Below are 14,548 nucleotides of genomic sequence, written 5' to 3' on the forward strand. Positions count from 1 at the left end.
GGTTATTTCTCCTCTGTGCCGCGCCGGACCATAATGCCTTCGCGCAGACGGGTTATTTCTTCCCTCAGCCTGCCGAGCGACACATCCTGGTGCCACGATGCCTCAATTGCGAGGGCGCGGTCCAGCATCAACCGGTAAGCACCATCCGGAACGGTGAGGCAGCCAAATGTTTCCAGATGCGCTGTCGGGAACTGGGCATCGAGCAGCGTGAACCCTGCCTGTCTGAGGGCCGCCACCAGATGAAGAAGGGCGATTTTCGAGGCATCGGTACAGAGCGAAAACATGCTTTCACCGAAAAATGCTCCGCCCATCATGACGCCATAGAGCCCGCCGACCAGTTCGTTCCCGCGCCACGTCTCGATTGAATGAGCGTGGCCAAGGTCATGCAGCAGGGTGTAGCGCTTCTGGATACGATCGCTGATCCAGGTTTCTTCCCGGCCCGGAGTTTCAGCGCAGAGACGGATCACGTCGTTGAAGCAGCGATCGCTCGTGACCGCAAAACGTCCCTGCAGGGCGGTCCGCGCAAGACGGCGCGGACAATGGAATTGTGCGTCCAGGGGGATCACGCCACGCAACAGGGGCCGATGCCAGCTGATTTCACTGGCCTCACGCCCATCGGACATAGGGAAGATCCCCATTCGATACGCACTCAACAGATGTCCGGGTGTGATCGGGTCGGTCATGACGTGGCTCCCAAAAAGGGGAAGGTCAGGATGGTTCCACAATCCCGGGCGTAAGGGCAGCGTGGTAGAGCCGGGCATCCCCACGTTTTCTCATGGTCGTCACGCACCAGGGCGTGATAATCGAAGCGTACGACTTTCATGCGAGGATCTCTCATGCCGCTCACATTCGTTTATCTCATCGGGATTGCATTGAGTGCCATTCTGGCTTTCTTCGCCCCGCATTACCGGGTGCTCTCCTTCGTCATGACAGCGATATTCTCGATACAGCTCATTCCGGTAGGCCTGCTCGAAGCCCTTGGCGGAGCCCGCTCGAGATCCTGATCGCCTGCCCCCGGCATCGGACGGGACAAGCCTGAAAGGTTTCTCCATCCCAGATGCCCGACAGGATGCGGCCCTTTCAGGGAGAGGGCCGCATTTAGGCAAGCTCAGGGGGTAGCGTCGACCGGTCCCTGATGCTGCTGCATATGCTGCGCCGTGTCGCGCACGATCGGCCCATGCTGCCGTTCGAGACGACGTATGGTGAACTGGGCGCGCGCCAGAGCCCGGTAATGGGAGAGGAAGGCCGCATTCAGCGACGCTCCGCACAAAGCTCCCGCGACAGGGACCATCTGCAGGGCGAATTTGCGCGACAGGCCGATACCATAATGCGAGGCGACCTCGGCAATCAGCAGGACAATCGGCTTGCCCCGCATGAGCGCCCGCGCCGAAAAGAAGCCGAGTTCGCTCTCATCGGCATTCTGGCCGGACATGAAGCCTCTCAGGGCGAAGACCTCGAGGCAGGCGCGACGCGTATCGTCGTCGCTCAGATCTTCCCCTTCTTCGCGGGCAATGCGTGCAATCTCACGCATGATCGTGAGCGTCGTGAACCCGATATCGGGCATCAGCCCTACGATACCGCCGAAACCACCAAGCGCGCCTGACATGGCGACCGCCGCCTGAGCAGCCGGATCGCGCCATTTGGGCGCGCGCGCACCCGATTCCTGTGCCATGCCAAGCACCGCGATATCGAAGGCGCGAGCGATAGAGGCTTCCGCGAGTCCCTGAAGTTTCGCTTGGATATTGGGAGCCATCCCCAGCCCCTGCATACCGATACGCGTCGCCTGTCCGACAGCCCCTCCCATCAGATCGGCAAGACGAACGAGGACACCCCGGCCATGCTCGACTTTCGCCAGCGCCGCCTGCAGCTGGGCGAGCGAGTCGCTATCGAGGGCGAGAGGGGCAATCTCACCGGTCATGGTGCCTGTCGAGCCTGAAGCTTTGGCCATGGGTTTTCGTCTCCCTGCTGAGCGGGCGCTCGCTATAGGCGGTCGCCGCTTTTTCATGTCATGGTGGGCAACGCCCGACCGCAGCGCCTGTCACCAAATATTGTGACAAAGCCTGTTTTTTTTCATTCTACAGCGCCACGGGAAAACGAAACAGTCGCGCCCCAGTTAGGGTCGCACACATCACAGCGAAGCCCGATCCGACAGGAGCACCGGTATGCCCGACAAGCGCTTTCTTACGTTCCCGGCCCCCAACGCGGGTATGGCCCTGATCGCTTCGCTGGCTGTCCTGCCAGCTCTCGGCGCTTCGGCGAAGGCAGACCCTGCCAGTCAGCTCCGTTCCATGGAGCATCCTCTCACCCCGGTTGAAAAAGTGGCCCTGCCCGATGGCGGGGCTCCGCCACCGCCCCACGGTTATGAGGTCACGGAGGATTTCGACACCTCGCTGCGCAATTACTCCTATAAGGTGCGTGCGCATCCTGCGCTGGGCCTGCCAAATTCGGAAGCCCATCAGAGCACCCAGATCCCCAATGATGCGCCGTCGCATTTTTCCTTCCTGGGATGGCCCGTCAAGTTCAATGCGCCGGTCAGGCCGCCCTACGAGAACTCGGCCTATCACAATTATGCAGGCTCACCAGGGAACGGGCAAACCGATGTCGTGGCACAGTCTGATGCGGCTGGCACGGCGCTATGGACCAACAATCAGAGGTAAAGACAATGAGCGAGCCCTCTTCAGGCAATGGCGTCTCCACAGTCAATCCGGCAACAGGAGAGACGCTGGAGCACTATCCTTTCCTGAGCGATACCGCGCTTGACGCCCTGCTCAATCGCGCCGAGCGCGGCTTCCACTCATGGCGTGCCAAATCGCTCGGGGCCCGGCTCGACCTTCTGCATCGTTTCGCGGCCCAGTTGCGGGCGCGTAAGGAAGATCTCGCGCGTCTGGCAGTACTGGAAATGGGTAAGACCATCACGGCGGCCCGCGCCGAGATCGACAAATGCGCGTCCGTCATAGACTGGTATGGCCAGCACGCCCCTGCCCTGCTCCGCGACCGCCCGATGGAGGTTCCCGCTGGCAAGGCGCATCTCAGCTATGCCCCCACGGGAATTGTTCTTGCCGTCATGCCGTGGAATTTCCCCTACTGGCAGATCATCAGAGCGGCCATACCGATCATGGCAGGGGGAAACGGATTTATCGTCAAGCCTGCGGAAAACACGCTTGGCTGCGGTCTTCTGCTCAACGACATCGCCCGTGAATGCGATCTGGATGACGTGTTCATCAGCGCCAATCTCGCGCGCGAGCAGACGGCACGCGTGATCGCCGACTCCCGTATCTCGGGTGTCACTGTCACTGGCAGCGTGAGGGTGGGACGCATTCTGGCAGGTCTGGCCGGACAGAACGGCAAGAAGACCGTGCTCGAGTTGGGCGGATCCGACCCGTTCATCGTGCTGGCCGATGCCGATCTGGACAAGGCCGTCGACGCGGCCATTGCAGCCCGGTTTGCGAATTGCGGACAGGTCTGCATCGCCGCCAAGCGAATCATCGTGGAAGCGACGGTCGCCGAGGCATTCACGGAGAGATTCCTTGAGAAAGTCAGGGCGCTCCGCCTCGAAGACCCGATGGATGATGGTGCCTTCATCGGCCCGATGGCACGTCCTGATCTGCGCGACGGACTGCATGAGCAGGTCAGGCGGAGTATTGCCGAAGGTGCGCGCCTTGTCGTCGGGGGGGAGCCAGTGGATCGCCCCGGCGCGTGGTATGAGCCGACGGCGCTTCTGGATGTCACGCCAGGTATGACGGCGTTTCGGGAAGAACTTTTCGGCCCCGTGGCGTGCATCATCACGGCGCGCGATGTCGATCACGCAATCGAGCTCGCCAATCGCACAGAATACGGTCTCGGCGCCAGTTTGTGGACGCAGGACGACAGGCTTGCGCTCAGTCTTTCGAAGCGCATCGAATCGGGGGGCGTCTTCATCAACAAGGTCACCGCCTCTGACCCTGCCCTGCCGATCGGCGGTGTGAAATCGAGCGGTTATGGGCGTGAACTGACAGAACTCGGCCTCCATGAATTCATGAACATCAAGACTGTCTGGGCCGCCTGAACCCTGAGGCTCCCCGCCTCGGCCCGGCTGAGCCGGGGCGGTTTTCGGCTGCGCTGCGCGGCAAGACCCCGCAATCATGCGCGCATAACACTGCAATCGGAAAACTCTTGCGTTATATCTTAAGATAATACAGTCTTAAGATATAACGGAGGACATAATGCATTTCAGACATCACCTGCGCCATGTTTTCAATCGTCACGACGGATTCGGTGGCGGCGGCCATCGCTTCGGCGGACGTTTCGGACGTCACCGGGGAAACGATATTCCGGGAGGGCGCAAACTCAGCGCCGAGGAGCTTCAGCTCATCATCCTGGCCCTTCTGTCCGAGGCGCCAGCCCATGGGTACGAGATCATCCGACGCCTCGAGGAACGCTCGAACGGCTTCTATAAACCGAGCCCGGGCATGGTTTATCCGGCCCTGACCTATCTGGAAGAGATCGGCCAGGCAGAGGTCACACAGGAGGGGACGCGCAAACTCTACACCCTGACCGAAGCTGGCCAGTCCCAACTTGCCACCAACAGGGAAGAGGCTGACCGCATCCTCGACATTCTCGCACGGATCGGCAGTCGCATGAGCGAAGTCCGGGAAGCCTTCGCCGGATTGCACGACATGGATCCTGAAGCGGCGGACGGTCTGCACAAGGCGCGGCACATGCTGAAATCGGCCCTTTATCAGCGGCGCGGCTGCAGCCCTGTCGAAGCCCGTCGCATCGCCGCGATCCTGCTCCGGGCTGCAACCGAGATCATCTCCGGTGACAGCGCGGCAAAGGATCCCTCATGAGCACTATCTCGCCCGGGAACGGCAGCGACCGGCTCCCCACCAAGATCCGTCATCCCTTGCGCCTTCGCCGCATCGCGGTCTCCCATGTCGTACCTCTCTCCCAAACGATGCGCCGCATCGTATTCAGTGGTGAGGATCTGCATGATTTCGTGACGGCAGGCGTGGATGACCATGTGAAGCTGTTCTTCCCCCGCCCCGGCATGACGGAACCCGTCCTGCCCGATCTCAGCGCCGATCGTTCCGCGCCACGCCATCCGGACGTGATCGCACGCGATTACACGCCGCGTCGCTTCGACCCGGAGAATCGCGAACTCACCATCGATTTTGTTCTGCATGAGATAGGGCCTGCGACTGAATGGGCGGCCCAGGCCCGACCGGGCCATGTGCTCGGCATGGGCGGTCCCAAAGCCTCCCATATCGCGCCGCGCGCTTTCAGAAATCATCTCTTGATCGGCGACGATACCGCCCTCCCGGCCGTAGCGCGCACCCTTGAGTCTCTCCCCCCGGATCACAGTGCCATCGTCGCTCTCGACACGGGTGAAACCGACAGGACCTATCCCCTGCCCAGCCATGCACGGGTGGATATTCATCGCTGCGATCGCGCCTCCGGCCAGAGCCTTGCCGGTCTGGTGCGGCTGATCGTTTTACCTCCGGCCGAGACGCTCAATGTGTGGATTGCAGCAGAGATCGAGCAGGTAAGGACCCTGCGGGACCATCTGGTCAATGAAGAGGCCATACCCCGCGCCCAGATAAGGGCCGCAGGATATTGGCGCCGGGACCATGCAGCCGGTGGAGCGCGGTTGGATGACTGAACGCCGGGGTCATGGCTGATGTGCTCCTTTCGCAGATCAAGCCATGGCTCCACACCCGATAAGGGCTCTCTGCCACATGCGACATGCATCGGGAGACGGAGTGTGTTTCCGCCTCCGAAGAGGAAGCGCAACAAGGAACACTGTTTTCACCCCTGAGCGCGGTCCTCCATGGCCCCACCCCATGACTGCGGATCACGCGATCAGGTCATGGTGCAGCGGACACGTTCGGAGAGCGCACTGCTGAAGCGCGCCTCGTCCCAGTCTTCCTGCAACGCCTGCGTGAAAAGTGCCTGCTGGCTCTGCGGCGCCAGCCCCCCTATCGGCGGATCACGGTCGAGATTCGTCGGGAAAGCGTATCCCTCGGCGCTGGCCGCGATGACATGACCGATCCCGTCATCACTAAGTCCCCGACTTGCCCTGAGCTTTGCGAGCACAGGATAGAGGGTCTGGGCCATGCGCGCCCTGTCCATGCTTTCCATCGCACGCCCGAACGCCGAAGATATCTGCAACAGATTGGCCATTCGTCTGATGGCCTGCGAGCGGTTGCTTCCTGCTGCGTGAAACAGGGCCGGATTGAAGAAGACGGCATCGCCCTTATGCAAAGGAAGCTGCACGTGGTGCTCCGTGAACCACGCCCTGATCGCGGGGCTTTGGGTCGCCAGATAACCCGGCCCGTATAGCTGGGTGAACGGCATGTAGAGTGTCGGTCCACTCTCCAGGGGCATGTCACAATGCGCCACCGCCCCCTGAAGCGTCAGAAAAGGCGAAAGAGCATGGACATGGACCGGATAGCGGCTGACCTGCTCTGGAGACTGAAAGCCCAGATGATAATCGCGATGCACGGTCTGCGCCTCTCCCCCTGGATTGACGACATTGACCTGCGACGTGATCTGATAGGCAGGCCCCAGCCACGCCTCGCTGACGAGGGCGAGCATGTCGTTCGCATAATAGCGGGCAAATCCTTCCGGGTCGAAAAGACAGAGCTTCTCGAGCGCGTTCCAGACCCGATCATTGGCCCCGGCCTTCGCGAAATGATCGCCGGATTCCATGCCGTTGCGCTTCTGGTTACCGATCAGCTTCTCGAACTGAATCGTCACATGATCGAGTGTTGTCAGGTCATCGAAGGCCTGTCTGAGCACGACGATCCCCGGACCATCCTTGAGAACCTCTATCCACTCGGCCGTGACGCTTTGGCGTCCTTCCGGCGTCTTAACCAGCTCCCTGAGCACGGCGCAGTCATAAATCGGCACCTGTTCCGCCCCGATCCCGGCTGCAAGCGGATAGTCGCGCAGGGAAATGCGCCTTTGCGAGAGAGCCTCGAGTTCGTCGAGCACGACATGGTCCGGCGCATACCAGTTCCGGCTGGCACGAAGAACGGAGAGATTGTCAGCTTTCATGTGTCTGTCTCCTGAACATCTGTTGCCCATCGCCGCGGACCCCGTTCTGCGGCTTTGCGGGAAACGATGTTCACCGGATTACAATTTTGTCATGCACGCTCACAGGCGCTAGATACCTCAGAAACACCTCAGGGAGACATGTGTGCCGCACCCCGCCCCCATGAAGGATATCGCCCGGCAGGCGGGAGTTGGCCTCGCCACCGTGGATCGCGTCCTGCACCGAAGGGGCGGCGTCAGTGCCGCGACGACACGGCGTGTCCACCAGGCGATCGGGGAACTGTCCCGGCAGACAGTCGAAGCGTCGCTTCACGGAAGCCGGATGGTGATCGACCTCGTGATGGAGGCACCGAAACGTTTCTCGTCCGCAGTGCGCAACGCGCTGGAGGACCAGTTGCCGATGCATCAGCCTGTCGCGCTGCGCGTTCGCTCCCACCTTTGCGAGACGGCGACCGGCGAGGAAATTGCGGCGATCTTGGCGCGCATCCGAAAGCGTGGGTCCAACGGCATCCTGCTCAAGGCGCCGGACCATTCGGGTATTCGTGAGGAGATCGCGGCGTGCCGGAGGGCGCATATCCCCGTTATCACGCTGGTGACGGATCTGCCCGGCTCAGACCGCCTTGCCTATGTCGGGATGGATAATCAGGCGGCAGGCGGGACCGCAGCCTGGCTGATGGCGGGCTGGATGCCTGCCCCACTCTATCAGGGCAAAGCCGTTCTTGCAGTCATTTCGAGCTATCGATTTCTTGGCGAGGAGGAGCGCGAGATCGGGTTTCGCGCCGTGCTCCGTGAACGCGCTCCCCATCTCGGGGTGGTCTCGCTTGGCGAGGGGGGCGGGCTCGACTGGCTGAGCCACGACCTTATCCGGTCAGCCCTTATGGCCCATCCGGAAATCGAGGCCGTTTACTCGATTGGAGGCGGCAATCGTGCCGTAGCCCGCGCCTTCGCTTCATGCGGGCGCAGACCGGTGATCTTTGTGGCGCATGACCTCGATCACGACAACCGCGCCCTCCTGCAGGACAGGACCCTGACAGCGGTGCTGCATCACGATCTCGCCGCCGATATGCATCAGGCCTGCGCGCTGTTCATCCAGGCCAATCGCCTGCGTTCGGCTCCGGTTACGGCGCGACCCAGTCCTGCGCACATCATCACGCCCATGAACATGCCGCCTTTCACCTGACGGCGCGGGTAAGTCCTGGGTACGGGGCGGGTCGGATATCGCTCCGCACCTCAGGCAATGAATTTCGCCTGGGCCTTGCGTATTGACGGGGGCGGCAAGGTTCCTTCAGGCGTATGGGCGTCCTGTATGCCGGTGCCGAGGGCGGTCACGACCGGCACCACGCCCCCCCATAGGCTGGAAGGCAGATCATCCGCATCCTCGACCGGTGGGCCAGTGCGAATCTTGGCGCTGGCAGCGTTGATATCGAGAGCGATCACACCGGTTGCCTTGAGTTCCTGCGGGGTCATGGCACGCAGTTCCCCGCTGCGGCCTGGCAAGAGATGGTCGGTGATGGCATTCAGCGCCTTCTCGTGCTCGTCATCCGTGACCTTGCGTGCTGTACCGTGAACCACGGCACAGCGGTAATTGACCGAATGATGAAAAGACGAGCGTGCTGCCACGATTCCGGTCAACTGGGTGACCGTGACGCACATCTTCTGCCCATCGAGCCCCATCAGACGCGTCTTGGACGCGCCATGCAGATAGAGGGTGCTGCCGACACGGGCATAGGCCATGGGCATCACCATGGGCCGTTCCTGCGAGACGAAGCCGACATGCCCGACGAGACCCGTGTCGAGAATCGCGTGGATTGTCTCTTCGTCATAATGGGCACGCTTGCCCTGGCGGGCCTTCGCATAGTCGGGAACCATGTTTCGCATCCTTCGAGGCAAGGGTTTTCGCTCTTGACGTCTCTGCTCCTAGCGGTCGAACTGGCCTCAAACGAGTTCCGGTTTCGGGTTATTTTCTCATGCCAGTTTACCTGCCTGCCTTTTGCCATCCTGACCCGCAAGCCCCTAACTCGCTTCCGGTGCAGGTATTCGGGGCTTTGAGCGCCGCCATCCGTTCGGGCAGAATCACCCAGGGGGAAACGCTCCCTTCTACGCGTCAGGCAGCCGAGATACTCGGCCTGTCGCGGAGCTCCGTTTCGACCGCCTATGACTTGCTGCGCGCTGAGGGTCTGATTGCGATGCGACCGGGTACTCGACCGGTCGCCTGCCTACCGGCAGCGCACAGGACAGAGCGCAAAGGCGATACAGCGCCTGCGCTGTCACGGCGGGGTGAGGCGCTCGCACGCGATCCACGAGCCACGAATTACGCCACGCCAGAAGGCCGCCTCTCACCCGGTCTGCCCGACGAAACCCGTTTTCCTGCTGATCTCTGGGGACAGATCCTAAGACGGCATGCCCGCCACGCCCATGGCGAGGAAGCCTGTTACGGCGGCTATCACGGCGCGCGCGCCTTGCGTGAGGCCTTGTGCACGCGCCTCGCCAGTGACCGGGGGCTTGTGGTGTCGGCAGACCAGATTCTGATCACACCCGGTACTCAGGCTTCACTCAGTCTGATTGCCCAGACAATGCTCGACCCCGGCATGACAGTGGCCATAGAGAACCCTGGCTATCTCGGTGCCCGCGCGGCATTCGAGGCGGCTCAGGCGGTCATCAAGCCTGTATCGGTCGATGAAGGCGGGCTGAACCCCGATCATGTTCCGGATGATGCGCGACTTATCTACATCACCCCCTCCAACCAATATCCGCTCGGGGGACGCATGGAACTGGCAAGACGTCTCGCGCTGCTGGAGCGGGCACGCCAGCAGAAAGCCCTGATCCTCGAAGACGATTATGACAGCGAGTTCCTCTGGCACGGGCGCGAGATTGCGGCCCTTGCCGCGCATGGTGCAGGAACCGACACTGTCTATCTCGGCTCCGCGTCCAAGACCCTTTTGCCGGGCCTCAGACTTGGGTGGATGGTTGTTCCGGAACCCTATGTGGCGCCGCTTCGCGCCGCGCATCGTACACTAGGCTATGCCGCCAATCTGCACAGCCAGCTTGCTCTGGCAGAGCTCATGAACTCGGGGCAGTACCGCATGCATCTGCGTCGTATCGCCCGGCTCTACCGCCAGCGCGGCCTCGCGCTCCATGAGGCGCTTTCCTCACTCGATTTCATCGACGCGCTCGCCCCGCGCGGCGGGGTACAGCTTGGTCTGCGCCTCACCCTGCCGGGGCGGGAGCAGGATTGTCTGAATGCGCTGGCAGCATCGGGGTATCGGGCGGGGCGCCTCTCGGCGCTCTGTCTGGGCCCCGTCATGGAAGGGCTTGTGATCGGATTTGCCACATTGCGCCCCGATGACCCGGCGCGGATTGTCGCCATCCTGCGCCGCGCGATCAAGGGGTGAGGTCGCCCGTCAGGGCTTGCGCCAATGCCCCATGGTGCAAAGATGCTCCCATTCCGGCGGTCGTACCGGTGCCACGGAGAGGCGCGACTGACGAAGCAGCGCCATTTCTGACAAGGCAGGATCAGCCTTGATCGTTGCAAGCGAGACAGGTGTGCCAAAAGCGCCGCGGGCTGCCACATCGACACACACCCATTGTCCCCCCTCGGCCGTCGGGTCGGGATAAGCCTCACGCACGACCTCGACCACGCCGACAATCTGCTTGTCCGAGACCGAATGATAGAAGAAGGCCAAATCTCCGCATCGCATGGCAGAGAGGTTGTTGCGTGCCTGGTAATTGCGCACGCCTGTCCATGGCTCGACGCCATTCGCCACCTGCTGCTGCCACGAGAAGGTCTCGGGCTCGGATTTGATCAACCAGTACTGCATCAACGACCTTCCGATATCGGCGAAATTTGTTACGCTTATCGAAACAAACTGCCCCTTGCCTTCTCCCCTCTCCGCGCGGTTTACCGTATCAGGACAGCTTTCGATCAAAAACCTTCAGCGGACAGAACTTTTGCCGTCTATATCATGCCCGGATGTCGAGGGAGAGAGGACAAGAGTGACGAAAGCCACGCAGCAGATCACGGCGCAACGGGATGTGCAGGGCTCTTTCCTGCATCGTTTTGCCAACCCTGGACGGTTCCTGCGCCTCTCGCGCTGGCTCCTGCCTATCCTCTCGGTGAGCGCCTGTGTCCTGCTTGCCGTGGGGCTGATCTGGGCTTTGTATGTCGCACCGGCTGACTGGCAGCAGGGCGATGCCGTACGGATCATGTACATCCACGTGCCCATGGCCATTCTGGCCTCGTCAGGATACGCGGCACTCGCTGTCTGCGGCGCGCTCTCCCTTGTCTGGAAACACCCTCTTGCCGATCTGGCCGCTGTCGAGATCGGCCCGGTCGGTGCCGTGATCACGGCGCTATGCCTGATCACAGGGTCGCTCTGGGGTAAACCGATGTGGGGCACATGGTGGGTCTGGGATGCACGCCTGACGTCGGTGCTGGTGCTGTTCTTTCTCTATCTCGGGCATATCGCCCTCATTCAGGCCTTTGACGATCCGCAGCGTGGCTATCGTGCGGCTGCCGTGCTTGCTCTTGCCGGTGCGATCGACCTGCCCATCATCAAGTTCAGTGTGACCTGGTGGAACACCCTGCATCAGCCTGACAGCATAACCCTGACCCATGCCCCTGCCATGGCGTTGTCTATGCTGCTGCCACTCGCGATCTGCATGGCCGGATTCACGCTCGGTTTTGCAGCACTCGTGGTTGGACGGGTCACGTCCGCCATTCTCGAGACAAGGGCGCAGCAGATGCTCACCCGCAGGCTTCGCCAGGGAGAAACGGCATGACCCACCTGCCCTATATTGCCGCCTCCTATGGGCTGACGCTCGCCGCAATCGCCGTTCTCGGCTCCCAACTCGTCTGGCGACTGCGTCGCGCCAGACAACGCCTCGCGCTGGTCGAGAAGCGCGCGGCTTCAGGAACCCGCCCTTCATGACTGTGACGCGTACCGTCTCCCAACGCCGCATGACACGCAAAACCCGTCGCCTATGGCTGGTGCTGAGCTGTCTTGCCTGCTTTGCCGTGGCCACGGCTTTGGTCCTCAACGCGTTTTCTTCCAGCATCGTCTTTTTTATGGCGCCTTCACAGGTGCTGAAGACCCCACCCGCGCCTGATCGCGTGATCAGGCTGGGAGGCATGGTGGTGGCCGGCTCACTTCGGCGCACCGTACAGGGACAGAGCCCGGTCAATCTGTTTCAGGTCACCGACGGGCAGGCCGCCATCGAAGTACGTTTTGAGGGTATCCTGCCCGATCTATTCCGGGAGGGCCAAAGTGTGGTGGCCCTGGGAACCTGGGTACCCGGCAAGGATTTTGCAGCGTCGGAAGTGCTCGCCAAGCATGACGAGACCTACATGCCCAGGGAAGTTGCCGAGGCCCTGCAGCGCAGCGGCAAATGGGACCCGCGTTTCGGCAAACCGCCCTCGGCTGAAAGCTGGAATACCATGACAAGGAACGAGGCACAGGCAAGTCGCGCGAACAGCGGCAGCCCCTTGCCATGATGACGGTTTTCGGTGCCGAGGAAGGGCATTATGCCCTTGCCCTCGCATGTGTGCTTGCCCTTGCACAGTTCGTTCTGCCGCTCTGGGGCGCGGCACGCCGTCGGCAGTTTCTGCTCGACCTTGCCCCTGCACTGGCCTGCGCCCAGCTCCTGGCCCTGGCCTATTCATTCCTGAGCCTGATCATCTGCGCCATTGAGGATGATTTCTCGGTGCAGAATGTTGCGGCCAACTCGGCGATCAGCAAACCGCTCTTGTACAAGATCACCGGAGTGTGGGGAAATCACGAGGGCTCCGTGCTACTCTGGGCACTTATCCTCGCGGTTTGCGGAGGTGCTGTCGCCTTGCTTGGGCGGGGCCTGCCTCTGGTGCTCAAGGCCCGTGTGCTGGCCATACTCGGTGGCGTTTCCACAGGATTCCAGCTTTTCTGCCTGCTGACATCTGATCCGTTCGCCCGCGTCTGGCCAGCTCCGCCCGACGGTCAGGGAATGAATCCGCTGCTTCAGGACCCTGGCCTCGCTTTCCATCCGCCGGTCCTCTACACTGGCTATGTCGGGTTCGCGGTGCCCTTCGCTTTTGCGGTTGCTGCGTTGATCGAGGGGCGTGTCGACGCCGCCTGGGGACGCTGGGTGCGCCCCTGGGCCGTTGCTGCATGGTGCTTTCTGACGCTTGGCATCGCCATGGGCTCGTGGTGGTCCTATTATGTCCTCGGCTGGGGCGGCTACTGGTTCTGGGACCCGGTCGAAAATGCTTCGCTGATCCCATGGCTGACCGGCACCGCGCTTGTGCACTCGGCCGTGGTGGTCGAAAAGCGCGATGCCCTGCGCATCTGGACGGTGCTGCTCGCCATTGCCTCCTTCTCCTTTTCGCTATCCGGCACGTTTCTCGTGCGCTCCGGCATTCTGAACTCCGTTCATGCCTTTGCGAATGATCCCGCGCGCGGCGTCTTCATTCTGGCGCTTCTTGGAATCGTGATCGGGGGATCGCTGGTGCTTTTTGCATGGCGGGCGCCCTCATTGAGCGCAGGCGGCCTGTTTGCCCCTGTCTCGCGCGAGGGCGGACTGGTGCTGAACAATATCCTGCTCTGTGCCCTGTGCGCCGTTGTGGTAACGGGCACCATGTACCCCCCGTTCATGCAGATCCTGACCGGGCGCACACTCTCGGTGGGGAAGCCCTTCTTCGATGCGACAACCATTCCCCTGGCCCTCCCCCTGCTGATTGTGATGGCGGCAGGGACCATGCTGCCCTGGAAGCGTGGACATCTCGCTCCCGTGCTACGCCGTCTGCGACTGGCGGCCTTCGTGACCGCCCTGTCTCTGCTGGTGGGGCTCATGATGCTGGAAGGTATCCTGCCAGCGCTCTGCGCGGCGGCAGCGCTCTGGGTCATCCTGTCCAGCCTGACCGATATGGCACTCCGGATTGCCCCACGTCTGGACCGGGCTTCGACCTGGCGCGCCAGACTGGGGGCTGCGGGCCAGAGGGCGCGTCATCTGCCTCGCGCCATCTGGGGAAGCAGCATTGCCCATATCGGTGTCGGCGTGACGGTTCTCGGCCTGACGGGCATGTCACAGGCAAGACACGATGTCGTTGAGATCGGCATCGGTCAGACCCTGCATCAGGGCAATCTGGACTGGACGCTTCTGGCCGTGAGGCAGGAGAAAGGGCCGAATTATGAGGCGCTCGTGGCCGATCTCGCTGTCGCCCGCAACGGGCGGTCTGTGGCCATACTGCATCCCTCGCGGCGCGATTTCACGAGCCAGCATCAGGTCACAACCGATGTTGCCATACGCACCAATCTGATGCGCGATCTCTATGCCGCCCTTGGTGACGCTCATGGGGGCACTCATGACGGCGGACGAGAGGCACGTTATGTGCTGCGTCTGCACAACAATCCGCTCGCACCCTGGATCTGGCTTGGCGGGATCATCATGGCACTGGGGGGCGGGCTCTCGCTCACCGATCGTCGCCATCGTTTTGGCGCGCCCATGAAACAGGGACGGACAAATGCAGCGATGGAGGGAGCCTGAT

Annotated in this window: 16 protein-coding genes; 11 read left to right on the forward strand and 5 right to left on the reverse strand. The window is 61.9% G+C overall.

What is annotated here, in order from left to right:
• Positions 1–2: 2 nt before the first annotated feature.
• Positions 3–683: a leucyl/phenylalanyl-tRNA--protein transferase gene (gene aat, locus AA0535_RS14195; protein WP_264817286.1), complete on the reverse strand. Its 681-nt coding sequence runs from the start codon at positions 681–683 to the stop codon at positions 3–5.
• 153 nt (positions 684–836) lie between these two features.
• On the opposite strand from aat, the gene AA0535_RS14200 reads away from it, so the two are divergent.
• Positions 837–1,004 (forward strand): hypothetical protein, encoded by a 168-nt coding sequence (locus tag AA0535_RS14200; RefSeq protein ID WP_264817287.1) that lies wholly within the window; start codon positions 837–839, stop codon positions 1,002–1,004.
• 104 nt (positions 1,005–1,108) lie between these two features.
• On the opposite strand, the gene AA0535_RS14205 is transcribed toward AA0535_RS14200, so the two are convergent.
• Entirely contained in the window at positions 1,109–1,948 is an 840-nt protein-coding gene (locus AA0535_RS14205; RefSeq protein ID WP_264817288.1) for an EcsC family protein, read from the reverse strand.
• Positions 1,949–2,162: 214 nt separating this feature from the next.
• Here AA0535_RS14205 and AA0535_RS14210 point away from each other — a divergent pair, with 214 nt between their 5' ends.
• The 4 genes from AA0535_RS14210 to AA0535_RS14225 all read left to right on the forward strand — a co-directional run bounded on the left by AA0535_RS14210 (position 2,163) and on the right by AA0535_RS14225 (position 5,638).
• The gene (locus tag AA0535_RS14210) at positions 2,163–2,657 is read left to right on the forward strand and encodes a hypothetical protein (protein WP_264817289.1); all 495 of its coding nucleotides are present in this window, start codon (positions 2,163–2,165) and stop codon (positions 2,655–2,657) included.
• A 5-nt stretch (positions 2,658–2,662) separates the two neighbouring features.
• Positions 2,663–4,045 (forward strand): NAD-dependent succinate-semialdehyde dehydrogenase, encoded by a 1,383-nt coding sequence (locus tag AA0535_RS14215; RefSeq protein WP_264817291.1) that lies wholly within the window; start codon positions 2,663–2,665, stop codon positions 4,043–4,045.
• A 157-nt stretch (positions 4,046–4,202) separates the two neighbouring features.
• On the forward strand, positions 4,203–4,826 hold the full coding sequence (locus AA0535_RS14220; RefSeq protein WP_264817292.1) for a PadR family transcriptional regulator: 624 nt from the start codon (positions 4,203–4,205) through the stop codon (positions 4,824–4,826).
• The gene (locus tag AA0535_RS14225; protein WP_264817293.1) at positions 4,823–5,638 is read left to right on the forward strand and encodes a siderophore-interacting protein; all 816 of its coding nucleotides are present in this window, start codon (positions 4,823–4,825) and stop codon (positions 5,636–5,638) included. Before AA0535_RS14220 ends, AA0535_RS14225 begins: the two co-directional genes overlap by 4 nt.
• Positions 5,639–5,838: 200 nt before the next feature.
• Here the strand turns inward: AA0535_RS14225 and AA0535_RS14230 are convergent, their stop codons facing one another.
• Positions 5,839–7,035, reverse strand: coding sequence for a phytanoyl-CoA dioxygenase family protein (locus AA0535_RS14230; RefSeq protein ID WP_264817294.1), 1,197 nt, complete (start codon positions 7,033–7,035; stop codon positions 5,839–5,841).
• Positions 7,036–7,177: 142 nt separating this feature from the next.
• On the opposite strand from AA0535_RS14230, the gene AA0535_RS14235 reads away from it, so the two are divergent.
• Positions 7,178–8,212 carry a LacI family DNA-binding transcriptional regulator gene (locus tag AA0535_RS14235; RefSeq protein WP_264817295.1) on the forward strand — a complete coding sequence of 345 codons (1,035 nt, stop codon included), beginning with the start codon at positions 7,178–7,180 and terminating at the stop codon, positions 8,210–8,212.
• 50 nt (positions 8,213–8,262) lie between these two features.
• On the opposite strand, the gene AA0535_RS14240 is transcribed toward AA0535_RS14235, so the two are convergent.
• Positions 8,263–8,901, reverse strand: a complete 639-nt coding sequence (locus tag AA0535_RS14240) for a pyridoxamine 5'-phosphate oxidase family protein (protein WP_264817296.1) — start codon at positions 8,899–8,901, stop codon at positions 8,263–8,265.
• 98 nt (positions 8,902–8,999) lie between these two features.
• Here AA0535_RS14240 and pdxR point away from each other — a divergent pair, with 98 nt between their 5' ends.
• Positions 9,000–10,424: a MocR-like pyridoxine biosynthesis transcription factor PdxR gene (gene pdxR / locus AA0535_RS14245; protein WP_264817297.1), complete on the forward strand. Its 1,425-nt coding sequence runs from the start codon at positions 9,000–9,002 to the stop codon at positions 10,422–10,424.
• Between the two features lie 9 nt (positions 10,425–10,433).
• Here the strand turns inward: pdxR and AA0535_RS14250 are convergent, their stop codons facing one another.
• Complete coding sequence (locus AA0535_RS14250) at positions 10,434–10,850, reverse strand: EVE domain-containing protein (protein WP_264817298.1); 417 nt, start codon at positions 10,848–10,850, stop codon at positions 10,434–10,436.
• A gap of 175 nt (positions 10,851–11,025) precedes the next feature.
• Between AA0535_RS14250 and AA0535_RS14255 the strand changes: the two genes are divergently transcribed.
• From AA0535_RS14255 to AA0535_RS14270, 4 genes are read left to right on the forward strand one after another with little or no spacing between them, the layout of a single operon-like run.
• Entirely contained in the window at positions 11,026–11,811 is a 786-nt protein-coding gene (locus AA0535_RS14255) for a heme ABC transporter permease (protein ID WP_264817300.1), read from the forward strand.
• On the forward strand, positions 11,808–11,960 hold the full coding sequence (gene ccmD / locus AA0535_RS14260) for a heme exporter protein CcmD (protein WP_264817301.1): 153 nt from the start codon (positions 11,808–11,810) through the stop codon (positions 11,958–11,960). Before AA0535_RS14255 ends, ccmD begins: the two co-directional genes overlap by 4 nt.
• Positions 11,961–11,989: 29 nt before the next feature.
• Positions 11,990–12,523 carry a cytochrome c maturation protein CcmE gene (gene ccmE, locus AA0535_RS14265; protein WP_264817336.1) on the forward strand — a complete coding sequence of 178 codons (534 nt, stop codon included), beginning with the start codon at positions 11,990–11,992 and terminating at the stop codon, positions 12,521–12,523.
• Positions 12,523–14,547: a heme lyase CcmF/NrfE family subunit gene (locus tag AA0535_RS14270; RefSeq protein ID WP_264817337.1), complete on the forward strand. Its 2,025-nt coding sequence runs from the start codon at positions 12,523–12,525 to the stop codon at positions 14,545–14,547. Before ccmE ends, AA0535_RS14270 begins: the two co-directional genes overlap by 1 nt.
• Position 14,548 lies beyond the last annotated feature (1 nt).

Source organism: Asaia krungthepensis NRIC 0535 (genome assembly GCF_025995175.1).
Classification (GTDB): Bacteria; Pseudomonadota; Alphaproteobacteria; order Acetobacterales; family Acetobacteraceae; genus Asaia; species Asaia krungthepensis.

Bases quoted from the DNA above. Each gene is read 5' to 3' on its own strand.
- aat (WP_264817286.1), bottom strand. From the start codon at position 683: ATGACCGACCCGATCACACCCGGACATCTGTTGAGTGCGTATCGAATG.
- AA0535_RS14200 (WP_264817287.1), top strand. From the start codon at position 837: ATGCCGCTCACATTCGTTTATCTCATCGGGATTGCATTGAGTGCCATT.
- AA0535_RS14205 (WP_264817288.1), bottom strand. From the start codon at position 1,948: ATGGCCAAAGCTTCAGGCTCGACAGGCACCATGACCGGTGAGATTGCC.
- AA0535_RS14210 (WP_264817289.1), top strand. From the start codon at position 2,163: ATGCCCGACAAGCGCTTTCTTACGTTCCCGGCCCCCAACGCGGGTATG.
- AA0535_RS14215 (WP_264817291.1), top strand. From the start codon at position 2,663: ATGAGCGAGCCCTCTTCAGGCAATGGCGTCTCCACAGTCAATCCGGCA.
- AA0535_RS14220 (WP_264817292.1), top strand. From the start codon at position 4,203: ATGCATTTCAGACATCACCTGCGCCATGTTTTCAATCGTCACGACGGA.
- AA0535_RS14225 (WP_264817293.1), top strand. From the start codon at position 4,823: ATGAGCACTATCTCGCCCGGGAACGGCAGCGACCGGCTCCCCACCAAG.
- AA0535_RS14230 (WP_264817294.1), bottom strand. From the start codon at position 7,035: ATGAAAGCTGACAATCTCTCCGTTCTTCGTGCCAGCCGGAACTGGTAT.
- AA0535_RS14240 (WP_264817296.1), bottom strand. From the start codon at position 8,901: ATGGTTCCCGACTATGCGAAGGCCCGCCAGGGCAAGCGTGCCCATTAT.
- pdxR (WP_264817297.1), top strand. From the start codon at position 9,000: ATGCCAGTTTACCTGCCTGCCTTTTGCCATCCTGACCCGCAAGCCCCT.
- AA0535_RS14250 (WP_264817298.1), bottom strand. From the start codon at position 10,850: ATGCAGTACTGGTTGATCAAATCCGAGCCCGAGACCTTCTCGTGGCAG.
- ccmD (WP_264817301.1), top strand. From the start codon at position 11,808: ATGACCCACCTGCCCTATATTGCCGCCTCCTATGGGCTGACGCTCGCC.
- ccmE (WP_264817336.1), top strand. From the start codon at position 11,990: ATGACACGCAAAACCCGTCGCCTATGGCTGGTGCTGAGCTGTCTTGCC.
- AA0535_RS14270 (WP_264817337.1), top strand. From the start codon at position 12,523: ATGACGGTTTTCGGTGCCGAGGAAGGGCATTATGCCCTTGCCCTCGCA.